18 protein-coding genes are annotated in these 25,491 nt (G+C 72.6%); 10 read left to right on the top strand and 8 right to left on the bottom strand.

From position 1 onward, the window contains the following. Positions 1 to 407 precede the first annotated feature (407 nt). Positions 408 to 857: a PTS glucose transporter subunit IIA gene (locus ACH5AF_RS25330; RefSeq protein WP_398904477.1), complete on the top strand. Its 450-nt coding sequence runs from the start codon at positions 408 to 410 to the stop codon at positions 855 to 857. A 75-nt stretch (positions 858 to 932) separates the two neighbouring features. Beyond that, a complete protein-coding gene (gene ptsP / locus ACH5AF_RS25325) occupies positions 933 to 2,603 on the top strand; it encodes a phosphoenolpyruvate--protein phosphotransferase (protein WP_398904476.1) in 1,671 nt (556 codons plus the stop codon). A 60-nt stretch (positions 2,604 to 2,663) separates the two neighbouring features. Here ptsP and ACH5AF_RS25320 read toward each other — a convergent pair whose 3' ends face one another. Continuing rightward, the gene (locus ACH5AF_RS25320; RefSeq protein WP_398904474.1) at positions 2,664 to 3,572 is read right to left on the bottom strand and encodes a hypothetical protein; all 909 of its coding nucleotides are present in this window, start codon (positions 3,570 to 3,572) and stop codon (positions 2,664 to 2,666) included. A 109-nt stretch (positions 3,573 to 3,681) separates the two neighbouring features. Then, the gene (locus ACH5AF_RS25315) at positions 3,682 to 5,658 is read right to left on the bottom strand and encodes an acetoacetate--CoA ligase (RefSeq protein WP_398904472.1); all 1,977 of its coding nucleotides are present in this window, start codon (positions 5,656 to 5,658) and stop codon (positions 3,682 to 3,684) included. Positions 5,659 to 5,886: 228 nt separating this feature from the next. On the opposite strand from ACH5AF_RS25315, the gene ACH5AF_RS25310 reads away from it, so the two are divergent. Next, on the top strand, positions 5,887 to 8,319 hold the full coding sequence (locus tag ACH5AF_RS25310) for a glycoside hydrolase family 31 protein (protein WP_398904471.1): 2,433 nt from the start codon (positions 5,887 to 5,889) through the stop codon (positions 8,317 to 8,319). Between the two features lie 12 nt (positions 8,320 to 8,331). Here the strand turns inward: ACH5AF_RS25310 and ACH5AF_RS25305 are convergent, their stop codons facing one another. After that, positions 8,332 to 8,841, bottom strand: a complete 510-nt coding sequence (locus ACH5AF_RS25305) for an NUDIX domain-containing protein (protein WP_398904469.1) — start codon at positions 8,839 to 8,841, stop codon at positions 8,332 to 8,334. A 61-nt stretch (positions 8,842 to 8,902) separates the two neighbouring features. Here ACH5AF_RS25305 and ACH5AF_RS25300 point away from each other — a divergent pair, with 61 nt between their 5' ends. The 6 genes from ACH5AF_RS25300 to glpK all read left to right on the top strand — a co-directional run bounded on the left by ACH5AF_RS25300 (position 8,903) and on the right by glpK (position 14,535). Further along, positions 8,903 to 9,718 (top strand): M15 family metallopeptidase, encoded by an 816-nt coding sequence (locus tag ACH5AF_RS25300; RefSeq protein WP_398904467.1) that lies wholly within the window; start codon positions 8,903 to 8,905, stop codon positions 9,716 to 9,718. 31 nt (positions 9,719 to 9,749) lie between these two features. Continuing rightward, positions 9,750 to 10,097, top strand: a complete 348-nt coding sequence (locus ACH5AF_RS25295; protein WP_398904465.1) for an Mpo1-like protein — start codon at positions 9,750 to 9,752, stop codon at positions 10,095 to 10,097. Positions 10,098 to 10,161: 64 nt separating this feature from the next. Beyond that, positions 10,162 to 10,605, top strand: coding sequence for a Zn-ribbon domain-containing OB-fold protein (locus ACH5AF_RS25290; RefSeq protein ID WP_398904463.1), 444 nt, complete (start codon positions 10,162 to 10,164; stop codon positions 10,603 to 10,605). After that, a complete protein-coding gene (locus tag ACH5AF_RS25285; RefSeq protein ID WP_398904488.1) occupies positions 10,602 to 11,792 on the top strand; it encodes a lipid-transfer protein in 1,191 nt (396 codons plus the stop codon). Before ACH5AF_RS25290 ends, ACH5AF_RS25285 begins: the two co-directional genes overlap by 4 nt. A 411-nt stretch (positions 11,793 to 12,203) precedes the next feature. Continuing rightward, entirely contained in the window at positions 12,204 to 12,965 is a 762-nt protein-coding gene (locus ACH5AF_RS25280; protein WP_398904462.1) for an MIP/aquaporin family protein, read from the top strand. Between the two features lie 52 nt (positions 12,966 to 13,017). Beyond that, positions 13,018 to 14,535 (top strand): glycerol kinase GlpK, encoded by a 1,518-nt coding sequence (gene glpK / locus ACH5AF_RS25275; RefSeq protein ID WP_398904460.1) that lies wholly within the window; start codon positions 13,018 to 13,020, stop codon positions 14,533 to 14,535. A gap of 185 nt (positions 14,536 to 14,720) precedes the next feature. Here glpK and ACH5AF_RS25270 read toward each other — a convergent pair whose 3' ends face one another. Genes ACH5AF_RS25270 through ACH5AF_RS25255 form a run of 4 tightly spaced genes read right to left on the bottom strand, consistent with a single transcriptional unit; the run spans position 14,721 to position 19,025 of the window. Next, the gene (locus tag ACH5AF_RS25270) at positions 14,721 to 15,326 is read right to left on the bottom strand and encodes a GTP-binding protein (protein ID WP_398904458.1); all 606 of its coding nucleotides are present in this window, start codon (positions 15,324 to 15,326) and stop codon (positions 14,721 to 14,723) included. Next, positions 15,307 to 15,711: a DUF742 domain-containing protein gene (locus tag ACH5AF_RS25265; protein WP_398904456.1), complete on the bottom strand. Its 405-nt coding sequence runs from the start codon at positions 15,709 to 15,711 to the stop codon at positions 15,307 to 15,309. Before ACH5AF_RS25265 ends, ACH5AF_RS25270 begins: the two co-directional genes overlap by 20 nt. Positions 15,712 to 15,720: 9 nt before the next feature. Beyond that, positions 15,721 to 16,176, bottom strand: a complete 456-nt coding sequence (locus tag ACH5AF_RS25260; RefSeq protein WP_398904455.1) for a roadblock/LC7 domain-containing protein — start codon at positions 16,174 to 16,176, stop codon at positions 15,721 to 15,723. After that, positions 16,173 to 19,025 (bottom strand): nitrate- and nitrite sensing domain-containing protein, encoded by a 2,853-nt coding sequence (locus ACH5AF_RS25255; RefSeq protein WP_398904453.1) that lies wholly within the window; start codon positions 19,023 to 19,025, stop codon positions 16,173 to 16,175. The genes ACH5AF_RS25260 and ACH5AF_RS25255 overlap by 4 nt, the downstream gene beginning before the upstream one ends. 496 nt (positions 19,026 to 19,521) lie before the next feature. Between ACH5AF_RS25255 and ACH5AF_RS25250 the strand changes: the two genes are divergently transcribed. Further along, on the top strand, positions 19,522 to 19,986 hold the full coding sequence (locus tag ACH5AF_RS25250) for a hypothetical protein (protein WP_398904451.1): 465 nt from the start codon (positions 19,522 to 19,524) through the stop codon (positions 19,984 to 19,986). Between the two features lie 97 nt (positions 19,987 to 20,083). Here the strand turns inward: ACH5AF_RS25250 and ACH5AF_RS25245 are convergent, their stop codons facing one another. Next, complete coding sequence (locus ACH5AF_RS25245) at positions 20,084 to 25,474, bottom strand: hypothetical protein (RefSeq protein ID WP_398904449.1); 5,391 nt, start codon at positions 25,472 to 25,474, stop codon at positions 20,084 to 20,086. Positions 25,475 to 25,491: the final 17 nt, after the last annotated feature.

Below are 25,491 nucleotides of genomic sequence, written 5' to 3'. Positions count from 1 at the left end.
ATTTTTGGCACGCTGTTGAGTTCTCAAGGAACGGACGCTTCCTTTGTACTCACCCCGGACACTGTCCGACGCTTTCCTCCGGGCGCTTCCCTTCGACGTTTCAAACACTATCAGGCTTTCTCGGCCTCTCTGACCACCACCCTGCGGACAGCAGTGGTTTAGACCAGTTAGGATCTCGGCTTGATAGGCGCTGCCGACCTCCGACTCGATGTCGCGTTGGGGTCAGGCAGGGGTACGAGAGTACAGGTCGGCCGCAGACGAGGCAAATCGCTTGCGGCACCCCCTAGGTCCGTCAACTGGTAGTTGTTATGCGGAACTAGGACTTCTTGTGACATACCCTGCTGAACAGTGTGTCGTCCGGTACGAGCAGTGACGACGCAGCACGAATCCCCGCTCTGGGAGGCTCCATGACCACAGTGACGTCCCCTCTCGCCGGACGGGCCATCGGGCTCGCAGCCGTGCCCGATCCCGTGTTCTCCGGAGCGATGGTCGGTCCTGGGACTGCCATCGATCCCGATCGCGGGGCTACGGAAGCCGTCTCCCCCGTCGCCGGCATCATCGTCTCGCTGCATCCGCACGCGTTCGTCGTTGTCGACGATCAGGGACACGGTGTGCTGACGCACCTCGGTATCGACACCGTGCAGCTCAACGGCGAGGGCTTCGAGCTCCTCGTCAAGAAGGGCGACACCGTGCAGCGCGGACAGGCTGTGGTCCGGTGGGACCCGGCGGCCGTCGAGGCGGCCGGAAAATCTGCGATCTGCCCGGTCGTGGCGCTTGAAGCCACTCCCGACGCTCTTTCCGACGTCCGTGAGGACGGCGACGTGAAGGCCGGCGACAGCCTCTTCGGCTGGCAGTGACCGCCGTACGCCGGTGACGGCGAGTCGGACATCCACCGCGGCGGCACGCGCCGCCGCTCAATCGGAGACGGTGACATGGAGACAACGCTGCGAGGCGTCGGCGTGAGCCACGGAGTGGCGATCGGCGAAGTGCGGCACATGGGCACGGCGGTTCTCGAGCCGCCTGCCAAGCAGATACCGGCAGAGGACGCCGAGCGCGAGCAGGGGCGGGCTCGGAAGGCCGTCGAGGCCGTCGCCGCCGATCTGATCGCGCGGGGCAATCTCGCCGGCGGCGAGGCGCAGGCCGTGCTCGAGGCGCAGGCGATGATGGCGCAAGACCCCGAATTGATGGCGGACGTGGACCGTCGTATCGCCGTCGGCAGCACGGCCGAGCGTGCCGTGTACGACGCGTTCGCCGCCTACCGGGCCCTGCTGGCGGGTGCTGGTGAGTACCTCGCGGGCCGGGTCGCGGACCTGGACGACGTGCGGAACAGGATCGTGGCCCGGCTGCTCGGGGTGCCGATGCCGGGTGTGCCGGACAGCGACGAGCCGTACGTGCTGATCGCGCGCGATCTGGCGCCGGCCGACACCGCTCTGCTCGACCCCGCCCTGGTGCTCGGTTTCGTGACCGAGGAAGGCGGGCCGACGAGTCACAGCGCGATCCTGGCGCGGGCGCTCGGTGTCCCTGCTGTCGTGGCTCTGCCGGGCGCGGGTGAGCTGGCCGAGGGCACGCTGATCGCGGTGGACGGCAGCACGGGCGAGATCTTCGTCGAGCCGAGCGAGGAGAAGCGGGCCGAGATGGAGCGGGCCGCTGCCGAGCGCAGGGCCGTGCTCGCGGCGTCGAGCGGTCCGGGTGCCACGTCGGACGGGCACAAGGTGCCGCTGCTGGCGAACGTGGGCGGTCCCGCGGACGTGCCGGCGGCGGTGGACGCCGGGGCCGAAGGCGTCGGGCTGTTTCGTACCGAGTTCCTGTTCCTCGACGACAGCAGACAGGCGCCGTCGGAGGAGAAGCAGGTCCAGGCCTACCGCCAGGTACTGGAGGCGTTTCCCGAGGGCCGGGTCGTGGTGCGTGTGCTCGATGCGGGCGCCGACAAGCCGCTCGACTTCCTGACGCCGGCCGACGAGCCGAACCCGGCGCTGGGCGTGCGCGGGCTGCGCTCGCTGCTGGACCACCCGGACGTGCTGCGGACGCAGCTGTCCGCGCTGTCGAAGGCGGCGCAGGGGCTCCCCGTGTATCTCGAGGTCATGGCGCCGATGGTGGCGGACCGTACGGACGCGAAGGCGTTCGCGGACGCGTGCCGGGAGGCGGGGCTGCAGGCGAAGTTCGGGGCGATGGTGGAGATTCCGTCCGCCGCGCTGCGGGCGCGTTCGATCCTCCAGGAGGTGGAGTTCCTTTCGCTGGGGACCAACGACCTCGCTCAGTACACATTCGCCGCCGACCGGCAGGTGGGTGCGGTGTCGCGACTGCAGGATCCTTGGCAGCCGGCGCTGCTGGATCTGGTGGCGCTGTCCGCCGAGGCCGCGAAGGCCGAGGGCAAGAGCTGTGGTGTGTGCGGTGAGGCTGCCTCCGATCCGCTGCTTGCCTGTGTGCTGACTGGTCTGGGTGTCACGTCGCTGTCCATGGGTGCCGCGTCGATCCCGTATGTGCGGGCGACGCTGGCGAAGTACACGCTCGCCCAGTGCGAGCGGGCCGCGGCGGCGGCGCGTGCCACGGACACCGCCGGGGAGGCACGGCTGGCCGCCCAGGCGGTGCTGTCCGGCGAGTAGTCGTCGGGACGGATGTGTGGAGGGGGCCTTTCGCCGTGCGGCGGAGGGCCCCCTTCGGTGTCAGTGATGGGTGTCCGGGTCGTCGGTGGCGAGGGGGAATCCGGCGCAGTATTCGACGCCGGGCTCGGGTGACAGCGGTTCGCCGGTGGCCGCGTCGGTGCAGTAGGCGCTGAAGACCTCGCCCGCGGTGAGCGGGATCAGCCTGCCGTTCTCCAGGCGCCAGCCGTGGAGGTGGTCGGGGGTGCCTGGGACGCTGGTGCGCAGCACGACTCCGCCGGTGGCCTCAAGGGCGATCCCTGCGGCGAGGACGCTGACGAACTCGGCGCCTTCTTCGGCGTCGAGCTCGGCGGATGCGGTGCCCGAACCATGGGCGTGCAGCACGGCGAAGAGCTGTTCGTCGGGGCCGGGGACGCTGCAGACGAGATGGTGGGTGCCGGGTCCGGCGACGTCGAGGAGTCTCATGAGGATCCTCGAGGCCCGGTCGAAGGCGGACCGTCCGATGTCCTGGCCGCAGTCGGCGCACATGCCGAGGTCGGCGAGGAGCAGGGTCGCGTACTGCCAGGTGGCCTGGCGGACGGCCTTGTCGATGAGCCGGGGCAGCAGCTCGGCGAGCGGCTGTCCGGTGTAGGGGACGGTCGGACCTCGGCCGGCGAGCTCGGCGGTGAAGCGGCTGCGGGCTCGTGCCGTGTCGGCGTCGAGCCCCGCGTCGGTGCAGAACTCCGCGTATTCGTCGGGGTCGAACAGGGCGACCGTGGTGTGCAGTTGCCGGGTGGAGAGCGTCTTCAGCAGCTGCTCGGACTGGCGTAGATAGGTGGCGTGGTCGTCGAAGGTGAAGCTGTGGTAGCGGCGCATCGCGGTGAAGTCGCGGGCGTCGGCGAGGATGCCGACGGTGCTGGGGACTTCGCGGCGCAGGATGCGCCGCATCGATGCGTGGGTGCCGGGCCGCCGGGACCTGCTGGTGTGCGCCATGCTGATTCCCCCTGAGCGCTGTGGTCACTGTTCACTCACGGTAGGTGGTGGCACTGACAACGGCGGCCGGTCGCCCCGGACGCCGCTGGTGGGCGCCCGGGGCCGGGGGCTACATGCGGGTGCGGGCCAGATCCTCGTAGAAGCGCAGGAGTTCGAGGTTGTCCACGGATCCGGGGTTGACGGCCTTTTCGAGCGCCGTGCCCTGGAGCAGGCGCTTGACCGGAACCTCGATGCGCTTGCCGGTGAGGGTGTGCGGTACGCCGGGGACCTCGATGATGTCGTCGGGGACGTGGCGGGGGGAGAGCTGTTCGCGGATGGCGCGGGTGATGCGGGTCTTCAGGTCGTCGTCGAGTACGGCACCCTCGGCGAGGTGGACGAACAGGGGCATCCAGTAGCCGCCGTCGGGTTCTTCCAGTCCGATGACGAGGGATTCCCGGATCTCCGGGAGGCGTTCGACCACTTCGTAGATGTCCGCGGATCCCATCCGTACGCCTTGGCGGTTGAGGGTGGAATCGGAGCGGCCGTGGATGACGACGGAGCCGGTTTCGGTGATGGTGATCCAGTCCCCGTGCCGCCAGACGCCCGGATACATCTCGAAGTAGCTTTCGCGGTAGCGGCTGCCGTCGGGGTCGTTCCAGAAGCGGATGGGCATGGACGGCATGGGGTTGGTGACGACCAGTTCACCCACCTCGCCGACGAGCGGCTTGCCCTGGGCGTCCCAGGACTGGAGGTCGGTGCCGAGGCAGGCGGCCTGGAGTTCGCCGATGTGGACGGGGAGCGTGGGGACAGCGCCGGCGAAGCAGCTGCAGACGTCGGTGCCGCCGCTGACGGAGGCGACCCAGAGGTTGTCGGCCACCTCGTCGTGCAGCCAGCGGAAGCCGTCCGGCGGCAGGGGCGAGCCGGTGGTGGCGACGCAGGTGATCCTGGAGAGGTCGTGGTCGCGGGCGGGGTGGACGCCGGCCTTGGCGCAGGCCATGACGTAGGCGGCCGAGGTGCCGAAGAGGGTGGCGCCGGTCCGTTCGGCGATGCTCCACTGGGCGTCGGTGGCCGGGTGGCCGGGGCTGCCGTCGTACAGGACGACGGTGGTGCCGGTGAGGAGGCCGGAGACGAGGAAGTTCCACATCATCCAGCCGGTGGAGGTGTACCAGAAGAAGCGGTCGCCGGGGCCGAGGTCGCAGTGGAGGCCGAGCTGCTTGAAGTGCTCGATGAGGATGCCGCCCTGGGACTGGACGATGGCCTTGGGCAGTCCGGTGGTGCCGGAGGAGTACAGGACCCACAAGGGGTGGTCGAAGGGGACCTGTTCGAAGGCGGGGTCGGCGTCGCCGGAGGTGAGGGCAGACCATTCGAGGGCGCCTTCGGGAGCCGCGGTGCCGAGCAGCGGGATGTGGACGACGGCGCGGAGTGTGGGCAGCTCACGGCGGAGTTCGGCGACGGTCTCGGTGCGGTCGTGTTCCTTGCCGCCGTAGCGGTAGCCGTCGATGGTGAACAGGACCACCGGCTCGACCTGCTGGAAGCGGTCGAGGACGCTGCGGGCGCCGAAGTCGGGGGCGCAGGAGGTCCAGACGGCGCCGACGGCCGCGGTGGCCAGCAGGGCGGTGACGGCCTGCGGGATGTTCGGGAGGTAGCCGCTGACGCGGTCGCCGGGGCGTACGCCGAGGGTGCGCAGTTCGACGGCGAGTGCTCCGACCTGGCGGCGGAGCTCAGCCCAGCTGATGGGCGTGGGCTCATGTGTCTCGTCCACATGAAGCAGTGCGGGCTCGTGTGCACGTGCCGGATCTTCGGCGGTGCGCAGGGCGTGTTCGGCGTAGTTGAGTGTGGCGCCGGGGAACCACTGGGCGCCGGGCATGGACCGGTCGCCGAGCACGCGGTCGTACGGGGTGGTGAAGCGGATGTCGAACCAGTCGGCGACGGCTTGCCAGAACGTCTCGAGCTCTGCCACGGACCAGCGGTGCAGTGCCGGGTAGCCGCCCTCGGCCGGTGCTCCGTAGCGCTCGGCGGCCCAGGACTGGAAGTGGGTGACGCGGGCGGCCGCGATGCGGTCCGCGTCCGGCTGCCAGAGCGGGGCGGGGTTCGCTGCTGAGGTCATGGGTCGGCTCCCGGGCTTTCTCTACGCGTTTCGGTGCGCGGTGTCTGCGCGGCCCACGGTCGGGCGGGGTGTGCGCGGACGCGGGCTGACAGGGACGATGCCATGTGATCGTCTTTCGCACCAGGTCTCCCCACCCATGTCCGGCTTGGCGAATATGTGGTCTGACCATGGGTGAACGGCAGTTGAACAGAGCCCCTGATGTGTCGGCCGAATGGCAGGGTGAGCTGCATGGACGGTCGTGACCTGGTGCGCGCGGTGCGGAATGTCGGCGCGGTTGAGGTACTGCGGGCGGCACGCTCCGCATGGCGCCGTAGTCGTGCGGACACACGGGGGCTGTCGGCCCAGGGCACGGAGCGGGCCAGGGTGCCGGGGCCCGCGGTGGAGGCGGAGCCGCTGCCGGGCGGCGGGATCGTCCGGTTCGCCCGTTCCGAGCTGCGCGTCGTGGTCGCCACGGGCGGGGCGGTGTTCCGCGGCTGGGACGGTGCGCAGCCGCTGCCGTCGTACGGGCTGGCCGGGCCGCCTCCGGAGCCGGACCCGCGGGCCGGTCTGGAGCCGGACAAGGACGGCGGCTGGCGGGTGGTGTCGGAGCGGGTGACCGTCGAGGTGTCGCGGCACGGTGCGGTGGAGATCCGTACCCCGGGCGGTGTGGTCCTGCGCCGTGATCTGCCGCCGCGCTGGTGGGAGCCCGTTGCGGGCGGCGGCCCGGCGCGCTGGGCACAGCGCTGCGAGGTGGGAGCCGACGCGCGGATGTTCGGCCTGGGCGGCCGTGTGCCGGGGCCTCGGCTGCGTGGGGGTGTGTACCGGCTGTGGAACGGCGGTGCCGGTCGGCACACGGCGCCGGAGGGGGATGCCGCGCACATCACGATGCCGGTGCAGATGGTGGTCGCCGACGCGGGGACGCATCTGGCGTTCCACGACACCTCGTGGGACGGCCGGGTGACCGTGCGGGAGGGCGAAGAGGGTGCCGGCTCGGGGCACGACCGGCCGGGGACCATCGAGCTGCGGATGGACGGCGGGCCGCTGCGCAGTTGGGTTCTGGTGGGCACTCCCGCACGTGTTCTGAGCGGTTTCGCGCAGCTCACGGGTGCGCCCGCGCTGCCTCCTTCGTGGGCGCTCGGCCTTCAGCACGCGGGGGGTGGATCGGACGACGAGCAGGCGGTGCGGGAGCTGGTGGCCGCGTACCGGGAGCGGGGGCTGCCGTTGTCGGCGGTGCATCTGGGCGGGAGCGAGGTGCCGTCGGCCGGAGGGCGGCGGCGTGTGGCGGATCCGGGCGCGCCCGGGCGCCGGTGGTCCCGCGGGCCGCTCCCCGAGGATGCGGCGGGGCCGTTCGGCGTGGACGAGGCGCGGTTCCCCGATCTGCCCGCGCTGGCGAAGGACCTGCTGGAGGACGGGGTGCGGCTGGTCCGTGTGGTCGGTTCGACCGTAGCGGCACGGCCGGGTGAGGAGGTGTACGAGACCGGGGTGCGCGCGGGGGCGTTCGTACGGGACGCGCGGGGCAGGAAGGTGCGGGGCGTGGCGGCTTCGGGCGACCGTGTGCATCCGGATTTCACCGATCCGCGGACCCGGGTGTGGTGGGGCGAGCGGTACGAGGCGCTGCTGGAGCAGGGTTTCTCGGGCATGTGGCACGAGGGCGAGGGTCCGTGGGCGACATCGTTGTTCGGCGCCGTGGCGCTGCCTCGTTCGGCACGGCATGTGCTGGAGGGCCGTGGCGGCGACCACCGGGAGGCGCACAACGTGAGCGGTCTGGCGATGGCGCGCGCCGCGTACCAGGGCTTGTGCCGGGTGCGTCCCGGAGAGCGGCCGTTCCTCGTCTCCGGCTCGGGCTGGACCGGCGTGCAGCGCTACGGCGGTGTGTGGCCGGGGCAGGTGCCGGAGGGCTGGCCGGCGTTGCGTGCCACGCTGGCGCGGGTACTGGGGCTCGGGGTGTGCGGGGTGCCGTTCTCCGGCGCCGAGGTGGGGGTGTCCGGGGCCGGCCTGTCGACAGAGCTGTATCTGCGCCGGCTGCAACTGGGCGCGTATCTGCCGCTGCTGCGGACCGGGGCGCCGATCGGGCGGCAGGGGGCGGAGCCGTGGGAGTTCGGGCCCGAGGTGCTGGCGCATGCTCGGGCGGCGCTGCGGGAGCGGGAGCGGCTGCGGCCGTATCTGATCGGGCTCGCGCATCTCGCCCGGCTGACCGGTGCGCCCTGTGCCCGGCCGCTGTGGTGGGGCAGCCCGGGGGACCGGGTGCTGCGGGACTGCGAGGACGCGTTCCTGCTGGGTGATTCGCTGCTGGTGGCGCCCGTGCTGGAGCCGGGAGTGGACCGGCGGGCGGTCCGGCTGCCCCGTGGCCGCTGGTACGACACGGCGACGGGCCGCGTGTACGAGGGTCCCGCCCAGGTGCTGGTGGAGGCGCCGCTCGAGCGGATCCCGGTGCTGGCGCGGGCGGGAACGGTGCTCGCGGTGCGGGCCGATGACGGCCGGGTGGAGATCGAGGCGTGGGCGCCCGCGGCGGGGCGCGAGGGCGGCGGTCTGGTGGTGCGGGACACCGGCGACGGCTGGGCGCTGTCGGAGATCGAGCGGTACGCGACACGGCTGGTGGACGGTCGGGTGGTGGTGGAGCGGGTCACGGACGAGGGGCGGGTGCCGGTGGAGGGGCCGGTGCGAGTACGGGGGCTGGACTGACGGCGGTGCTGGTCAGCGGGAGGCGTATGTGCCTGCGAACCAGTTGCGTGCCGCAATCGTGTGGAGCGGGAACGCCAGCTCGGTGGGGGAGCGCAGCAGGTGCCAGCCGTCGGTCTCATCGGTGGGCCGGGACGGCGGCAGCGTGTCGGCGTCCTGTGCGGGCAGCAGTCCGAAGAGCAGCAGGTGCCCGGCCGGTGAGCTGAGGGCGTCGGCGAGGCGAACGTCCTGCGGCCCAGCCTCGATGCCGGTCTCCTCGGCGAGTTCGCGGACGACCGCGTGCCGCCAGTCCTCGCCGTGGTCGATGAAGCCGCCGGGCAGCGCGGTGCCGCCGCGGGCGGGTTCGATGGTGCGGGTGACGACCACGAGTCCGGTGCCCCGGTCGTCGTGGGCGGGGAGCAGCGCCACGGCGACGGGCAGGGGGTTGCGGTAGGCGGTCTCCCCGCACGCGGGGCAGGTGCGGGGCCAGCCGGCGGGAGCACCGTACGGCGTTCCGCAATGGCCGCAGTGGGAGTCCTTGGACACGGGCGGACTGTATCCGATCGCTGTTTCCCGTCAGGGCGGGAAAGTGATAAACGGTGTGCGCATGACACGACTTGGTTCCGCTTTCCGTGCTCTGACCGCGGCGGCCGCCGCGCTGCTCGCCGTCACGTCGGCCGCCCCAGCCGTGCAGGCGACGCCCGAACCGAAGGCGCCGCGTGAGTTCGTGGCACTGCGCACGGTCGCGCCGACGATCATCCAGGAGATGCGCTACACGACGGACCACAACTTCGTCGGTGAGCCCGTCGACGGATACCGCCAGCCGCTGTGCATCCTCACCGGGCCGGCCGCCGAGGCGCTGGGCCGGGCCCAGTCGCGGCTGCTGCGGCAGGGCTATTCGCTGAAGGTGTACGACTGCTACCGGCCGCAGCGGGCGGTCGACCACTTCGTGCGCTGGGCGAAGGATCTCGACGACGAGGCGATGAAGCAGGAGTTCTATCCGCTGGTCGACAAGTCGCGGCTGTTCGCGGACGGTTACATCGCGGAGAGGTCCGGGCACAGCCGGGGCAGCACGGTGGACCTGACGATCGTGAAGCTGCCGGCCGCGCCGACGCGGTCGTATGTGCCGGGTGAGCCGCTGACGGCATGCTACGCGCCCCAGTCGGAGCGTTTCCCGGACAACTCTGTCGACATGGGGACCGGTTACGACTGCTTCGACACGCTGTCGCACACCGACGATCCGCGGATCACCGAGGCCCAGCGAGCCAATCGGCGGCTGCTGAAGGACACGCTGGCCGCGCAGGGGTTCGTGAATCTGCCGGAGGAGTGGTGGCACTTCACGTACAAGCCGGAGCCGTTCCCTGACACGTACTTCGATTTCCCCGTTGCGCGGCGTTCGGTCGCGGGGCACCGGGCGGGCTGACGCGGAAGCGCCTGGCCGTTACCGTGCGGTCATGGCGCAGCAGACGTTTGATTCGTACGAGGAGTTCTGGCCCTACTACGTGGCGATGCACTCGCGGGCCACGACTCGATGGGTGCACCTGGCGGGCACCCTGACGGGACTCGCGATCAGCGCGTACGGCCTGGCGCGGGGGCGGCTGCGGTATGCGGCCGCCCTCCCGCTGATCGGTTACGGGACGGCCTGGCCGGCCCACTTCCTGATCGAGAAGAACAACCCGGCCACGTTCGGGCATCCTGCCTGGTCCCTGCGGGGTGACGCGCAGATGATCCGGATGATGCTGACGGGCCGGGACGGGGAGCTCGCGGAGATCGCCGCGAAGTGGCTCGCCGAGAACCGCTGACGGCCCGGGCCGGGCATGGCAGACTTCTGACGATCCGTCAGTTCGCTGTGCCGGGGAGGGGTTCGTGACACGCACACCCGTAGTGGCGCGATGGTTCACCGAAGAGGGCGGCGAGGAGGACTTCCGGCTGCTGGGCACGCGCTGCACCGCCTGCTCGTCGGTCTCCTTCCCCCGCGAGGACGCGTTCTGCCGCAACCCTGACTGCGAGGGCGGCGACCAGAGCGAGGTGCCGCTGTCCAAGCAAGGCAGGGTGTGGTCGTACACCGACTGCCGCTACCGGCCCCCGGCGCCGTATGTCTTCGACCCTAACGTCCCGTGGCGGCCGTACACCCTGGTCGCCGTGGAGCTGGAGGCCGAGCGAATGGTCGTGCTCGGCAGAGCGGCGCCCGGTGTCACCCCCGGCGACCTCGCCGTCGGTACGGCGGTCGAGGTCGTACCGGGTGTGCTCGACGAGGGCGACGGCACCGGTCCGGCGACCTGGCACTGGCGTCCCGTGGGGGCGTGGTGAGCACGGACGTGGCGGTGCTCGGTGCCGGGATGCACCCGTGGGGCAAGTGGGGCCGGAGCTTCGTGCAGTACGGAAGGGTCGCGGCGCTGGAGGCCCTCGCCGACGCGGATGTGGAGTGGCGGCAGGTGCGGTCGGTGGTCGGGGCGGCCACCCTGCGCGGCGGTTACCCGGGCCATGTGGCGGGCTCGTCCTTCGCGCAGGCGCTCGGCTGGCAGGGCGCGAAGGTCACCAGTGTCTACGCGGCCTGTGCCTCGGGCGCGCAGGCGATCGCCACGGCGCGCGCGCAGATCCTCGCGGGGCAGGCGGATGTGGTGTTGGTGGTCGGCGCGGAGTCGGCGCCCAAGGGGTTCTTCGCGCCCGCGGGCGGAGAGCGTCCCGACGATCCCGACTGGCTGCGCTTCCGGGTGCTGGGGGCGACGAACCCCGCGTACTTCGGCCTGTACGCCCGGCGCCGCATGGCCGTCCACGGGGACACGCCGGAGGATTTCGCGCTGGTGAAGGTGAAGAACGCCGCCGCCGGCGCGCTCAATCCGTACGCCCGCTACCGCAGGGCCGTCACGCCCGAGGAGGTGGCCGCCTCCGCGGTGGTCGCGGATCCGCTGCGCCTGCTGGACATCTGCGCGACCTCCGACGGCGCCGCGGCGCTGGTGCTGTCGAGCACGGACTTCGCCCGGCGGCACGGAGTGGCCGATCCCGTCCGGATCCGCGCCGTCTCCACGGTGACCCCGGTCTATCCGCGTGATGTGCTCGACCTGCCGGACATCGCGACCGACTCGGCGGCCGCGGTGCCTCCTCCCCCGCACTCGTTCCGGGAGTCCATCGCACGGACCGCGTACGAGGAGGCGGGGATCGGCCCGGAGGACCTCTCGCTGGCCGAGGTGTACGACCTGTCCACGGCCCTGGAACTGCAGTGGTACGAGGACATCGGGCTCTGCAAGGAGGGCGAGGGCGCCTCGCTCCTGCGGTCCGGGGGCACGTCCCTCGGCGGCCGGACACCGGTGAACGCCGGCGGGGGGCTGGCCTCGTTCGGCGAGGCCGTGCCCGCCCAGGCGATCGCCCAGGTCTGCGAGCTGACGTGGCAGCTGCGCGGCACGGCGGGGGCACGGCAGGTGCCGGGCGCACGCGTCGGGATCACGGCGAACCAAGGGCTCTTCGGGCACGGTTCGGCTGTTGTGGTCGTGCGCTGAGGCAGCAGCGACCACGTCCTGAGGCCTTCGTTCCACGTGCGCTGGAACCGGCGGTGTCCTGCCATGGGGACGGCTCGGCCACGCCCCGCGGGGGCGCCGCGGTGGGCGGGGGCGGAGGCAGGGGCCGGGGGCCGGAGCGGGTGGCGGACGTTGACGTTCCAGCCCGTCGTGTCCAGCGCACCCACCCTGAACTGCGCGTGCTGCCCGCGACCTTGACGCCCCATCGCAGCAGGGGAAAACTGCGTTCTCGTCGGCATCGCCGCACTTCGGCACGCTCACCATGCTCGTCACGGACGCCGGGCGGCCGGGGGATCTCCCCCTGCCTCCGGGTCCGCAGCCATGGCACGCCATGGAGCACGCACCCTGCACGGAGGCCCGGGGCCGGCCCCGGGCCAGGGCAAAGGAGCAGCCATGAGCAACGGAGACATATTCCTCGGTGAGGTCATCGGCACCGCGATCCTCATCCTCTTCGGCGCGGGCGTCTGCGCCGCCGTCACGCTGCACCACTCCAAGGCGAGGGCAGCCGGGTGGGTCGTCATCGCCTTCGGCTGGGGCTTCGGTGTCCTGGCGGGCGCCTACACCGCGGCTCCCTTGTCCGGCGGGCACCTCAACCCGGCCGTGACCCTGGGCGTCGCCGTCGACACCGGTGAGTGGAGCAAGGTGCCCCTCTACATCGTGTCGCAGATGGTGGGCGCGATCATCGGCGCCGTACTCGCCTATCTCGTCTACTACGCGCAGTTCCGGGCCAATGACGACATCAGCACCGCGCAGCCGACGCTCGGGATCTTCTCCACCGGCCCTGAGATCCGCAAGCCCGCCGCCAATGTCGTCACGGAGATCATCGCCACGGTGGGCCTGGTGCTGCCGATCCTCGCCTTCGGGAAGAACGACGGCATCGGCGTGGGCCAGATACCGGGCCAGGACGCCGGCATCTACGGCTCCGGAATCTCCATCCTGCTGGTCTCGCTCCTGGTCGTCGGCATCGGCCTCTCGCTCGGCGGGCCCACCGGATACGCCATCAACCCGGCCCGCGATCTCGGCCCGCGCATCGTGCACGCCCTGCTCCCGATCCCCAACAAGGGGACGTCCGACTGGGGTTACTCCTGGGTCCCGGTCGCCGGGCCCCTCGTCGGCGGACTGCTGGCGGGGCTGATCTTCAACGCGGCCTTCTAGCCGCATCCCTCCGGCCTCCCGGCCGCTTCGACAAGGGACGTAAGGGGACGTCATGACCGACAGGTTCGTCGCCGCAATCGACCAGGGCACCACGTCCAGCCGCTGCATCGTCTTCAACCAGGACGGCGAGATCGTCGCCGTCGACCAGCGCGAGCACCGCCAGATCTTCCCCAGGCCCGGCTGGGTGGAGCACGACGCCACCGAGATCTGGTCCAAGGTGCAGGCGGTCGTGGCGGGTGCCCTCGCCAAGGCCGCGCTGCGCGCGGGCCAGTTGAGCGCGCTCGGCATCACCAACCAGCGTGAGACAACGGTCCTGTGGGACCGGGCCACCGGCAAGCCGGTGCACAACGCCATCGTCTGGCAGGACACCCGCACAGCGGCGCTCTGCCGTGAACTCGGCGGCGCGGACGGCCAGGACCGCTTCCGCGACACCACCGGCCTGCCGCTCGCCAGCTACTTCTCCGGGCCCAAGGCCGCCTGGCTGCTGGACAACGTGCCCGGACTGCGCGCACGGGCCGAGCGCGGCGAGATCGCCTTCGGCACCATCGACTCCTGGCTGATCTGGAACCTCACCGGCGGCACCGACGGCGGCGTCCATGTCACCGACGTCACCAACGCCTCGCGCACCATGCTGATGGACCTTCAGACCTTGCGGTGGGATCCGGCCATCCTGTCCGCGATGAACCTGCCCGAGGCGATCCTCCCGGAGATCAGGTCGTCCGCCGAGGTGTACGGCACGGCCGTCGGCCAGCTCTCCGGCGTCCCGGTGGCCTCCGCGCTCGGCGACCAGCAGGCCGCCGTCTTCGGGCAGGCGTGCTACGACACGGGCACCGCCAAGAATACGTACGGCACCGGCAGTTTCCTGCTGCTCAACACCGGCAACCGGCCCGTGCCCTCCAAGAGCGGGCTGATCACCACGCTCGGCTACAAGATCGGCGACCAGGCTCCCGTGTACTGCCTGGAGGGATCGATCGCGATCACTGGTGCGCTGGTGCAGTGGTTCCGCGACCAGCTCGGGATCATCCGGTCGGCCGACGAGATCGAGACACTGGCCGCGAGCGTCGAGGACAACGGTGGCGCGTACATCGTGCCGGCCTTCTCCGGCCTCTACGCGCCGTACTGGCGTTCCGACGCGCGCGGTGTGATCACCGGGCTCACCCGGTACGTCACCAAGGCACATCTGGCGCGGGCGGTGCTGGAGGCGACGAGCTGGCAGACGCGCGAGGTCGTCGACGCGATGTACCAGGACTCCGGGGTGCGCATCACCACGCTGAAGGTCGACGGCGGCATGACCGCCAACAACCTGCTCATGCAACACCAGGCGGACGTGCTGGCCGTACCGGTGATCCGGCCGAAGGTGTCCGAGACGACGTGCCTGGGCGCCGCGTACGCGGCAGGGCTCGCCACCGGCGTCTGGTCGGACCTGGACGAACTCAAAGCGCACTGGCGGCGCGACATCGAGTGGTCACCGCGGATGGCGGCGGAGGCACGGGAGCGCGAGTACCACAATTGGCGCAAGGCGGTGGAGAAGAGCTTCGGCTGGGAGGAGGAGCCTCCGACCGCAAGCTGACAGGGCCGAGCGGAGACTTTGCGGGTCCGCCTCGCAGGACGCACGGCCCGTACTCCGGTCGGTGGGGTGGGGGCCGCGGCCGCCGGTGCCGGCTCCCATGGTCACCGGCTCGCGGAGGTGGTCGTGCACGGCCGCGCGGATCCGGTCCGCGCGGGCCGGTGCCTCTTCCGCGACGGCGGCACGTCTCAGGTCGTCACGGCTTCGCGGGCCTGGTCGGCACGGGCCAGCGCGTGTTCCACGACGGCGACCAGGATCGCCTTGACCGACTCGCGTTCACGCGCGTCGCCCATCAGCAGCGGCACTTCGGGGTCCAGGTCCAGTGCGGTCCGCACGGTCTCGGCGGGGAAGCGGTTCGCCCCATCGAAGCAGTTGACGGCAACGGTGAAGGGAATGCCCCGTCGCTCGAAGTAGTCGATGGCCGCGAAGCAGTCCCCCAGGCGGCGGGTGTCGGCGAGGACGACCGCCCCGAGCGCCCCCTGCGCCAGCTCGTCCCACAGGAACCAGAAGCGGTCCTGTCCGGGCGTGCCGAAGAGGTAGAGGACCAGGTCCTCGCGGAGGGTGATGCGCCCGAAGTCCATGGCGACCGTGGTCGTCGTCTTGGCCTCCACACCGGAGAGGTCGTCGACGCGACGCCCCGCCACGCTGAGCGTCTCCTCGGTGCGCAGGGGTCTGATCTCGCTGACGGCGCCGACCAGGGTGGTCTTGCCGACGCCGAAGCCGCCGGCCACCAGGATCTTCAGAGTCACCGGTTCGATCGGTGCCTCTCGGCGGCTAGAGCGCCCGAAGGCCATTGATCACCTCGCGCAGGATGCTCACGTCCGGCAGTTCGGCCGGGGGTACGGGACGGGTCACATGGACGAGTTCGTCGTCGACGAGGTCACCGACGAGGACCCGGACCACACCGACGGGCAGGTCGAGTCCGGCGGCGAGCTCGGCGATCGACTGCGGTGTGCCGCCGCAGCGTTCGACGATCTCGACATGTTCCGGGGACAGGGTGTGATCGTGGAGCGGGTCGTCGGCCGACACCTCGGGCACGACCAGCGCGATCAGATCGAGCCGGTGGCGGCTGTCGTGCGCGGTGCGGCCGCGGGTCATGGCGTAGGGACGGACCACGGGACCGGCGTCCGCGTCGATCCAGTGGTGCAGGCTGCGGCTGTTGCGGAGTGAGTCACTCATGGCAGCCGCTCACCCCCCGGCGGCCGGACCGGTGCGTGGTGCGGTGACGAGGTGGACGCCCACCCGCTTGACCATGAGCGTCATCTCGTAGGCGACCTGGCCCACGTCGGAGTCGGCGTCGGCGAGAACGGCCAGGCAGCTGCCGTCGCCCGCCGCGGTGACGAAGAGGAACGCCTCGTCGAGCTCCACGACCGTCTGGCGGACCGCGCCGGCGTCGAAGTGCCGGCCGACGCCCTTGGCGAGGCTGTGGAATCCAGAGGCCACCGCAGCCAGGTGCTCGCTGTCCTCGCGAGTCAGCTCCCGGGAGGTGCCGGTGGCGAGGCCGTCGCTGGAGAGCACGAGCGCCTTGCGGATGCTGGCGACGCGGTCGACCAGTTCGTCGAGAAGCCAGTTGAGTTCGCCGGAACCCCTCGCGGCGAGCTGTGCGCCGGTGGCGCTGGATGCTGCGACGTGCGGTGCGGTCATCGACCGTCCCCCTCCGATGTCGTTCCCGGTGCGTTCCGGCCAGGGCCGGTGGCCTGGTCCGTGCCGTTCTCGGCGGCTGCTTCCTCGGCGTTGTGCCTACGGCCGCGCTGCCACCCTCGTTGCATGGACGCCATGCGCCGGCGGACCTCGTCGGCGTCGCGCTCGGCCTCGCGCCCGGCGGCCGTGCCCCTGGGCGGCTGCGCGGGCGCCTCGGGCGCTTCCCTCAGCTGGGGGGCGAGGCTCGCCTGCCGGACCCGCCGTGGCAGTCCCTCCAGCAGCGGCGGTGCGGCGGAGGTCCCTTCGGGAGCGGGTGCCGGGTCGCGGGGCGCTTGCGGCAGATCCGTGACCGGGGGCCCGGGCTCCCGCCGCTGCCCCGACCGGTCACGGCGGTCCACGGCGAGCGGGATCGCCGCGGAGGGCGCGGTGGGGCCGCCGTTGAGCGGCGCGCCGCGGCCGAACGGCGCCGCGGCCTGCGCCCCGCCGCGTGCGTCGGTACCGGCGGCGGGATGGTGCCGCCCGGCGGCGCCGCGCTCGTCGACGCGGCGGCCGTGGTCGGCGACCAGCGTCGGGGGCCTGCGCCGGGGCAGCGGGAGGGGTCCGGCGAGCGGCTCCGGTCCGGGACCCGGCGCGGGCCGGCCCCCGCCCGTGTCCTCGCGGCGGCTGCGGGAGCGCGGGCGGAAGATGCCGCCGCCTTCGTTCTCGGTGTCCTCCAGGTCGGCAAGGGCGTCGTCGACGATGCCCGCGCGGTGGCCGGTGCCGGTCCGCTGGCGGTCCCCGCGGCGATCGTCCGGGCCCAGGGCACCGACCGGCGCCTCCAGTTCCACGGGCCCGTCGAGCAGGGCGGACCCCGTCAGGCCGGAGGAGACCTTCGACAGGGCGAGCCTGCCGTGGTCACGCCGTCCGGCCACGCTCTCGGTCTTGCGGTCGAGCCGGAAGCCCACGCCCTCGGTCTCCGGCGCGTCGGTGAGGAGGGCGGCCGGGATGAACACGACGGCCGTGGTGCCGCCGTACGGGGACTGCTGGAGCGAGACCCGCACGTTCTGGCGCTGGGCGAGCCGGCTCACGACGAACAGCCCGAGCCGGTCGGTGTCGGACAGCTCGAACTCGGGTGTCTCGGCGAGCCGGAGGTTGGCGTCGAGGAGCGCGTCCGGTGCCATGCCGAGACCGCGATCGTGGATCTCCAGGGTGAAGCCGTTGGCGACGCGTTCGCCGTGGACCTGGACGCCGGTGTGCGGGGGCGAGAACACCGTGGCGTTCTCCAGCAGTTCGGCGATCAGGTGGGTCAGGTCGGCGACGGCTGGGCCGCCGACTCCGATACGGGGCAGTCGGCGCACCTCGATGCGCTCGTAGTCCTCGACCTCGGCGACCGCGGCCCGTACGACGTCCATCAGCTGGATGGGTTTGCGCCATTGGCGGGAGGGCGCTGCGCCCGAAAGGATCACCAGACCCTCGGCGTGGCGGCGCATACGGGTGGTGAGGTGGTCGAGGCGGAACAGGTCCGCCAGTTCCTCGGTGTCCTCCGTGCGCCGCTCCATCGCGTCCAGCAGGGTCAGCTGCCGGTGGAGCAGGACCTGGTTGCGGCGGGCGAGGTTGACGAAGACGTCGGAGACGCCGCGCCGCATGTCGGCCTGACGGACGGCGGCCTCGACGGCGGCGCGCTGCAGCGTGTTGAGCGCCTGTCCCGCCTGCCCGATCTCGTCCTTGTCGTACTCCAGGCGCGGCGCCTCGGTCTCCACGTCGACGTGCTCGCCTGCGGCGAGGCGGCGCATCACACTGGGCAGGCGTACGCCGGAGACCTCGTGAGCCTCCTTGCGCAGCCGTGTCAGGGCGCGGACCAGGTCGCGGCCGATGCGGACGGAAACGATCACGGATATGAGGACGGCGAGGAAGCCGAGCACTCCGGCGATCCCGGCCCGCACGAAGACGCTGTACGCGGCCGGCTCGATGCGGTCCTCGTGGCGGTCGCCGGCCTCCTTGCTCTGGCGCGCCAGATCGTCGAGGACGGGTGTCGCGGCCTCCTCCCAGCGTCCGACCTCCGCGGAGGCGAGCCGTTCCACCGGGCCCTCGGTGATAAGGCGTTCCTCGGCCTCGCGCAGCGGCACGGTCTCGGGGCTGCGCCAGTACTGCTCGAGGATCTCGCGGTCCTCGGCGGGCAGGCTCGCGAGGTTGAGCTCGTAGTACAGATTGCGCTGCGCGACGAGGTCCGTGAGCGTGCGTATCTCCTCACCGGTGACCTTGCGGGTGGTGAGCGTGGAGGCGACCAGCGCGTCCTCGCGGGCGAGCATCTCGCGCGCCCGGAGCAGGCCGACCAGGCCGGCTCCCTGCCGCTCCAGCTCGGCGTCGCCCAGTCCGTGCAGGGTCAGCAGGAAAGTGTAGGAGGGGTCGACGAGGCGGTTGAAGAACTCGAGTGCCTGGACCCGGGTGATCGTGTTGGTGTCCACGGAGCGGCGCAGTGCGCCGAGGCTGTCGAGCGCGTCGAGGAGCGAGGTGAACTGCTGGGCGGTCGCGGGCGTCATGTCGTCGCGCACGGACTGTGTCCGGGCCTTGTCGCGCAGGGCGGCGATGACCCCGTCCGACTTGTCGCGCCGGGTGCTCAGGGCGGGCAGCGCGTCGGAGGCGCGGCGGTCGGCCAGGTAGACGAGGGTCTGGCGACGTTCCCTCTGGAGGGCGTCGACGGTGTTCTCGACGGGTGTGCCCACCTGTTCGGCGACGGAGCTGGCGTCCAGGAGCTCGGCGGCCTCCCGGCCGGTCAGGACGGTGGCGAACCCCCACAGAGCCGTGAGGGAGAGCAACGGCACGAGCAGCAGCGCCACGATCTTCCGGCGGATGGACTTCCCGCGAAAGCGCATGGCCTCCCCCTGCTCAACCCGGCCCGTTCCGGCGGGTGTTAGGTCAACAAACGGCGTGAGCCTACTACTGTCGCCAGACAACTCGAAGGAACGTCCGGGCGATTTTCGGCCGACGAAAGTGACCCTGGTTACGGGATTTCCTGGTATTCGCGGTGTTGGCCTTCCCTGTGTGCCACAGGGCAGCGACGACGCGTCTCTTTTCGGACCGGACCAGTTGGCCGGAATTCTTCGGCCATGGAGTGCACTGGAGCGCGCGGCAGAGCAATGGGCGGGTGCGGACGGGAATCTTCGCGGCTCCTCGATCGTCCATACGTGCGGGGAGCCGCGGGGGTTCACTGTCGTCTCGGCCGGCACCGCATTCCGGGGATCGCGGGCCATGTCCTTGCAAGGACATACAGGGCCGTGCGAGGACGTGCGAGCCGGACCGGCCTGAGTAGAACGACGGATTCCGGGCAGCCACCCATAAGTTGGACAGAGGTGGGGAGTGACAGGATCCATGGACACGCACGAGCGTCGCGCGGAGACACCCGTCTCCGCGCCGGAAGCGGCGTCGGCGCACGACGAGGCGTATCCGCCGCGCCCGCTCTGGGTCGAGGAGCCGAAGGCCAGGCGGCGTATGGCGGACCCGGTGCGTACGGCCGCGGTCCGGGCCGTCATCATCACGTCGCTGACGTTGATTCAGGCGATGGCGGCGTTCCTGTTGTCGTTGACCGGGTCCTGGCTGGCGTTCCCGACCGTGCTGAGCAGTGTGGCGAGCACCGTGGTGGCGACCTGGGCCGTGCTGGACGTATGGGTGACGCGCCAGGTGTGGAACCAGCGCCACGGTGTGCTCTCGGAGCCGAGCAGCACCGCGCGGCACCTGCGCCGCGAGCGCCGCCGGGCGCGCCGGGCGGCCCGCGCGTCCGCGCGCGAGGCGGCCAGAATACGGAGGCGCGGTGCGGGCGGGCTGTCCCGGGCCTGACCCGCACGAGCCTCGGGCCCACCGAGCCCACCGCGCCCGGCGGGACTGCCGCAGCTGCGCTTGAGGCGCCACGGGGTACGGGGGTGGCCGCGGCGCGTCAGGGAGCGGCCGGGGCCGTCCCTTCCTCCGCAGCCGGGGGCTCCGATACTGCCGGCTCCCGGACCGCGGACGGCTCCGATACCGCCCGATGCGGCTCCGGTGTCGCCTGCTTCCCGGCCCCGTGCGGCTCCGATACCACCTGCCCCTCGGCCCCGTGCGGCTCCGATACCGCCTGCTCCGGGACCGCGGCCCGCCTGAACATCCGCGTGGCCGTGATCTCGCCGTGCACCGTCTCCCCCGTGGGCTCGACCTGGGGAAGCCCGGGACGCAGGTGCTCCTCGACGCTGATGTATTTCAGGCCCGCCCGCAGGTCGGCGTCGTTGCGCAGCCGGATCACCAGGGGGAACTCGGCCAGCGCCGTCGTGTCGAACAGACCCGTCGTGTACAGCAGCTGCACGCCGAGGGCGTCGGACACCGCGCGCTGGAGTTCCAGCAGGTAGGTCGCGTTGGCCCGGCCGATGGGGTTGTCCAGGAAGAGCGTGCCCGCGTGCCGGTGCTTGTCCCGGCCGCGGTCGTTGCTGCGCAGCGCCGCCATCGTGCAGTACAGCGCGATCGCCGCCGTCAGCAGCTGGCCGCCGGAGAACACGTCGCCCATCTGCCCGACGGACACCCGCTCCGCGCGGAGCACGGCGTCCGGCTTGAGGATCTCCACCGCGACACCCCTCGGCTCCAGGGCCGCCTGCACACCCCGGAGCAGCAGGGACATGCCGTCCCGGCGACTCTCCCCGTACGCGGCGGAGGCGTTCTTCCGTACGGCGGCGCGGGTCGCCTCATCGATGACCTCGCCGAGCCGTTCGGCGAGCGCGGCCTGGTCCGGTTCGTCGAAGCGGATCCGCAGGAACTCCTGTCCGGACCATTCCCCGAGCCCGTCCGGCAGCCGGGACAGCCGCTGGGCCGAACGCAGTGTCGCCAGCGCCGATTCCACCAGGCCGCGCAGGCGGTCCACGATGGTGTCACGATTGCGCTCCAGCTGCGCCAGTTCGTCGGTGAGCACGCGCAGCCGGGGCGCGAACGCCTCCGCCCACTTCGCCGCGTGCTCGGGCAACGCGGCCGCGGGCAGTTCGCGGATCTGCTGGCGAGCGGGGGTCCGCACCTGCTCGTACCGCGTGGAGTTCGCATGCCGTACGAGCACGTCGCTCGCCTCGCGTACCGCCGACTCGGCGGCCGACAGGTCCGTCGCGCAGGCCCGGAGCGAACGGCGGGCCCCGGCCGCGGAGTCGCGGGCTTCCTCCAGCGTGCCCGGAAAGGGCTCCGGAGCCCGCGCCGTCTCGTCGTCCTGCTGGTGGTCGCGGAGCAGGTCGCGCAGGAGCGCGGCCGTCTCGTCGAATCCGCCGGCGGCGTCCTCGGCGGCGCGGTGGGCCCGGAGCAGCGCGGCATGCGTGGTGCGGGCGGTCTCCAGCGCCTCGGTGCGCGCCGCCAGTTCGCCGCCGGCCGTGCGCAGCAGCGCCTGGGCGTGCTCGGCGTCGGCGGGCACGAGGTCGTCGGGGAGGTCGGTGTGCGCCGCGCCGTCGGCCGGCGCCAGCCGCTCGGCCTCGCCTCGGAGGCGGCCGAGCTTCTCGCTCGCCTCGGACGCCCGTGACTCCAGCATCTGCACGAGCGATTCGGCGCGGGCGGCGGCTGCCTGGCGGGAGGGACCGTCGGCGCCGTCGGTGCTTTCGAGGAGCTGGGCGGCGCGGGTGCGGACCTTGTTGGTGAGCCGGTCGAGCTCCGCGAGCGCGGCGCTCTCGTCACTCTCGGCGCGGGCCTGCTCGGCGCGGAGGTCGGCGCCGACGCCCACCTTCTCGTAGAGCTGGGAGGCCGCGCGGTACGCCTCGCGGAGTGCGGGCAGGGCGGCGCGCGGGGTGTCGCCGTCGTCCTCGGGCAGGTTCTCCGGGGCTCCGGCGATCTCGGCGCGCTCGGCGCGCAGGGCGCGGGCGGTGCGGCGGGCGTCGTCACCGGCGCGCTGCGCGGCACGGCGGTCCTCGTCGGCGGCCTTGGCGCGTTCCAGGCAGGTGGCTGCGCGTGCCTCGGACTCGGCGGCCTCGTCGGCGAGTTCGCGCAGCTTGGTCTGCCAGCCCGCGCGTTCACGCAGCCGGAACGCGAGGCCGGCGAGCGCGTCCGCGGCGCGCCGGGCACGCTGTGCGGCCTCTTGCCGCTCGTCCCGCACACGCACGGCGTCGGCGGCCGCCTCGTCGGCCTCTGCCCGTGCCGTACGGGCCTCGGCGAGCACCTCCTGGGCCTCCGCGGCGGCGGTGCGGGCGGTGCGCGCGGCGGCGGCGAGCTCGGCCAGCCCGCCCGGCGGGCAGGCGTCGCGCCAGGCGGCGAGGCGGGCGGCGAGGGAGCGGTCCCCGGCGAGGCGGGCGGCGAGCGCACGGATCTCTTCGTCGCGGGCGGTCGCCCTGGCCCGCAGTGCGTGCCGCTCCTCGTCGGCGGCGGCCTCGTCGTGCATGGCGGGGTTCGGCGGGACGAGGAAGACGTCCTGCTCGGTGCCGGTACCCGTCGCGGGCACCGGGGCGAGCAGCGCGGCGGCGGTGCCGACGGCGACGGCCGAGCGCGGCAGCAGCGCCGCGCCGGCGAGCGCCTCGCGCGCTCGGGCGTGCGAGGCGGGGTCGGTGATCACGACACCGTCGACGAGCTCGGGCCGTGCGGCCAGTACGGCGGCGTGGTCGGCGGGGTCGACGGACTGCGCGAGGTAGCGCCAGCCGGGCAGCGCCGGGATGCCGTGTTCGCCGAGGTACTCGACGGTGGCGAGCACGTCCGGTGCGGGCGGCAGCAGCCCGCCGTCACCGAGAGCGCCGAGGATACGGGCGTCGTCGGCGGCGGCGGTGCGCAGGTCGAAGAGCTGCCGCTCGGCGGAGGCGACGGACTGCTCCAGCAACTCGCGGAGTTCGTCCGCGAATCCGTCGAGCTCGGCAGCGCTGAGGGGGCCCTCGCCGACCGGTCGCGGCGTGGCGCCGCGCCCGCGGACGGCAGCGCCGTCGCGCTGGGCGCCTGCGGGAGCCCCACCGTGCGCTACGGCGGCGGCCCCGGGGCCTCCGTGCCCGGAACGGGCCGCGTGACCTTGGGCGTACCCGGCATCGCCGTGCCCTGAGGCACCGGCCGGTCCCGATGTGGCGTCGGCCTCAGCGGCGTGGCCGCCGTCACCCAGGGGGTGTCCGGATGTCCCGCCGGACGCACCTGCGGTCCCGGTCGTCGGAGCCCCGGGTTCACCGTGCCCTGAGCGTGGCGCGCTGCCCTGGGCGTGGCCGGCATCGCCATGTGTCGAGGCGCCCGCCTCGGTCGCGGATCCAGCACCGCCATGCCGCGACCTGGCGTCGCCCTGGGCATGCCCGCCGTAGACAGCGGCACCACCCGTGAGTGGCGCCCCGGGGCCGGCAGGTCCCGATGTGGCGTCGGCCTCAGTGCCGTGGCCGGCCTCAGCTCGGTGGCCGGGCTGAGCGCCCTCGGTCGAAACGGCGGCACCGGGGGGAGGCACGTGAGCTGTGGCCCGCTGGCCGGGGGCGTGGTCCGCGGGGACTGCGCCGGGGGCGCGCGGCGCAGGTACCGCCGGGCCCGGCAGTTCCACGGCTGGGATGCTCAGCAGATCCGCCAGCCGGCCGTCCTCCGCGATGGACTCGGCCGCGCGGCGCTCCGCCTCGTACACGTTCTCCGCGGCCTGCGCCGCATCCTCCGCGCGTGCGGCGGTCAGCTCCGCGCGCGACTCCGCAGCGGCCGCTTCCCTGGCGCGCTCGGCCGTGCTGCGCGCGGTCTCCCGGGCGGTGTCCCACGCGGCGACGGCGGTCTTCTCCGCGTCGCTCGCCGCGAGCGCTGCGCGGGCCGGGTCGGCATCGGGCGCGGTGTCGTCGAGCCATCCGGCCCGCACCGCCTCCGCCGTCTCCTGCTCGACCTCGGCGAGGCGCTGGCGCAGGTGGCCGATCTCGCTGCGGGCGCGCTGGGCCTCCGTGGCCGCGACCGTGGCGTCACGATGAGCGGCCTCACCGGTCTCCTGGAGAGCGCGCGAGCGCTCCTCCTCCTCGTTGGCGACCCGCTCGCCCTCCTCGGCGGCCTTGTGCAGGGCGCTTACGAGATCTCCTGCCGCCTTGGCGCGCGCGGCCAGGGCGGGTGCCGCGTCCCGCTCGGCCTCGCGGATGGCCGCAGCGACGCGGGCGGAGCGGTCGGCGGCGGCGCGGTGGCGCAGCACGGCCTCGGCGGCCTGCCAGGCCGAGTGCAGCGTGCGTGCGTCGATGAGCTCACGGCGCTGTGCCGCGGCGCCCTTCTCGGCGACGGTGAGGGCCAGGGAGGCGTGCCGGTAGGCCAGTTCGGCGGCGATCAGGGAGCTGCGGCTGCGTGCCTGGTCGGCCTCGGTGACCGTGTGCGCGGCGGCCGTCACCTGCCGGGCGAGATCGGCGGCGCGGACCCGCTCCTCCGCGGCACGGGCGGAGAGGCGGCGCGCCAGGGTGCGGGTGCGGCGCTCGGCGCCCGTGTGGATGTCGCGCGCCCGCGTACGTGCCTCGGCGGCCTCGACGATCCGGCCGAGGAGGTCGACCGAGCCCGCCGTGAAGTCGCGCTCCGCGGTGAGCTCGGCGCGGCGGCCGAGCTTGTTGCCGAAGCCGCTGACGAGGTCGGCGAGGCCGTCGGTGTCCCGGGTGTCGGTGACGGCGCGCAGCAGCAGGTCGGTGAAGTCGGAGTCCTTCTTGACCGCGAAGAGGCCTGCGGCCTCGCCCTCGTCGGCGTTCATCTCCCGCTGGTAGCGGAACAGTTCGGGGTCCAGGCCGAGGTCGCCGAGGTGCTCGTTCCAGCGGTCGTGGATCTCCTCCCAGTACACGTCGAGGTGCGGATACACCTTGCCTGCCTCGGTGACGGCGTCGCGGAAGCCCTTCATGGTGCGGCGGCGGCCGCGTGCTCCGGAGGCTCCTTCGGCGGGCGGCCGCACGGCCGTGGACTCGGCGACGGGGAGGGAGTCGAGGCTGAGTCCGGGGCCGGGCCGGAAGGAGTACCAGGCCTCGGCGAACTTTCGCGGGTCGTTGGAGACCTGGCGTCCGCGCCACTCGCTGACCTTGCCGACGACGACCAGCTCACCGGTCTGGGTGTGCTGCCACTCCAGGGCCACATGTCCGCAGTCGTCCGCGAGCAGGAACTTGCGCAGCACACCGGAGCTCGCGCCGCCCAGGGTGTTGCGATGGCCGGGCAGCATCACGGAGAAGATCAGCTTGAGGAGGACGGACTTGCCGCCGCCGTTCTCCAGGAAGAGCACGCCGGCGGGCGCGGGGCGGCGGGGCGGACCGACCGGCTCCTCCTCGAAGAACTCCGCCTGCGCGGGAGCTGGGTGGGGCACCGGCTCGCCGACTCCGCGCAGGTCGAGCACGGTGTCGGCGTAGCGCGCACCGGCAGGACCGATGGAGTAGAGGCGGACCCGGGACAACTCGTACATGGCGGCGGACTCTCAGT

The organism is Streptomyces sp. NPDC018833, from assembly GCF_044390825.1.
In the GTDB taxonomy this organism is placed as follows: Bacteria; Actinomycetota; Actinomycetes; order Streptomycetales; family Streptomycetaceae; genus Streptomyces.
This window is presented reverse-complemented; position numbering and strand designations above follow the sequence as displayed.

Coding starts and splice junctions, on each gene's coding strand:
- ACH5AF_RS25330 (WP_398904477.1), top strand. CDS start 408: ATGACCACAGTGACGTCCCCTCTCGCCGGACGGGCCATCGGGCTCGCA.
- ptsP (WP_398904476.1), top strand. CDS start 933: ATGGAGACAACGCTGCGAGGCGTCGGCGTGAGCCACGGAGTGGCGATC.
- ACH5AF_RS25320 (WP_398904474.1), bottom strand. CDS start 3,572: ATGGCGCACACCAGCAGGTCCCGGCGGCCCGGCACCCACGCATCGATG.
- ACH5AF_RS25315 (WP_398904472.1), bottom strand. CDS start 5,658: ATGACCTCAGCAGCGAACCCCGCCCCGCTCTGGCAGCCGGACGCGGAC.
- ACH5AF_RS25310 (WP_398904471.1), top strand. CDS start 5,887: ATGGACGGTCGTGACCTGGTGCGCGCGGTGCGGAATGTCGGCGCGGTT.
- ACH5AF_RS25300 (WP_398904467.1), top strand. CDS start 8,903: ATGACACGACTTGGTTCCGCTTTCCGTGCTCTGACCGCGGCGGCCGCC.
- ACH5AF_RS25295 (WP_398904465.1), top strand. CDS start 9,750: ATGGCGCAGCAGACGTTTGATTCGTACGAGGAGTTCTGGCCCTACTAC.
- ACH5AF_RS25280 (WP_398904462.1), top strand. CDS start 12,204: ATGAGCAACGGAGACATATTCCTCGGTGAGGTCATCGGCACCGCGATC.
- glpK (WP_398904460.1), top strand. CDS start 13,018: ATGACCGACAGGTTCGTCGCCGCAATCGACCAGGGCACCACGTCCAGC.
- ACH5AF_RS25270 (WP_398904458.1), bottom strand. CDS start 15,326: ATGGCCTTCGGGCGCTCTAGCCGCCGAGAGGCACCGATCGAACCGGTG.
- ACH5AF_RS25265 (WP_398904456.1), bottom strand. CDS start 15,711: ATGAGTGACTCACTCCGCAACAGCCGCAGCCTGCACCACTGGATCGAC.
- ACH5AF_RS25260 (WP_398904455.1), bottom strand. CDS start 16,176: ATGACCGCACCGCACGTCGCAGCATCCAGCGCCACCGGCGCACAGCTC.
- ACH5AF_RS25255 (WP_398904453.1), bottom strand. CDS start 19,025: ATGCGCTTTCGCGGGAAGTCCATCCGCCGGAAGATCGTGGCGCTGCTG.
- ACH5AF_RS25250 (WP_398904451.1), top strand. CDS start 19,522: ATGGACACGCACGAGCGTCGCGCGGAGACACCCGTCTCCGCGCCGGAA.
- ACH5AF_RS25245 (WP_398904449.1), bottom strand. CDS start 25,474: ATGTACGAGTTGTCCCGGGTCCGCCTCTACTCCATCGGTCCTGCCGGT.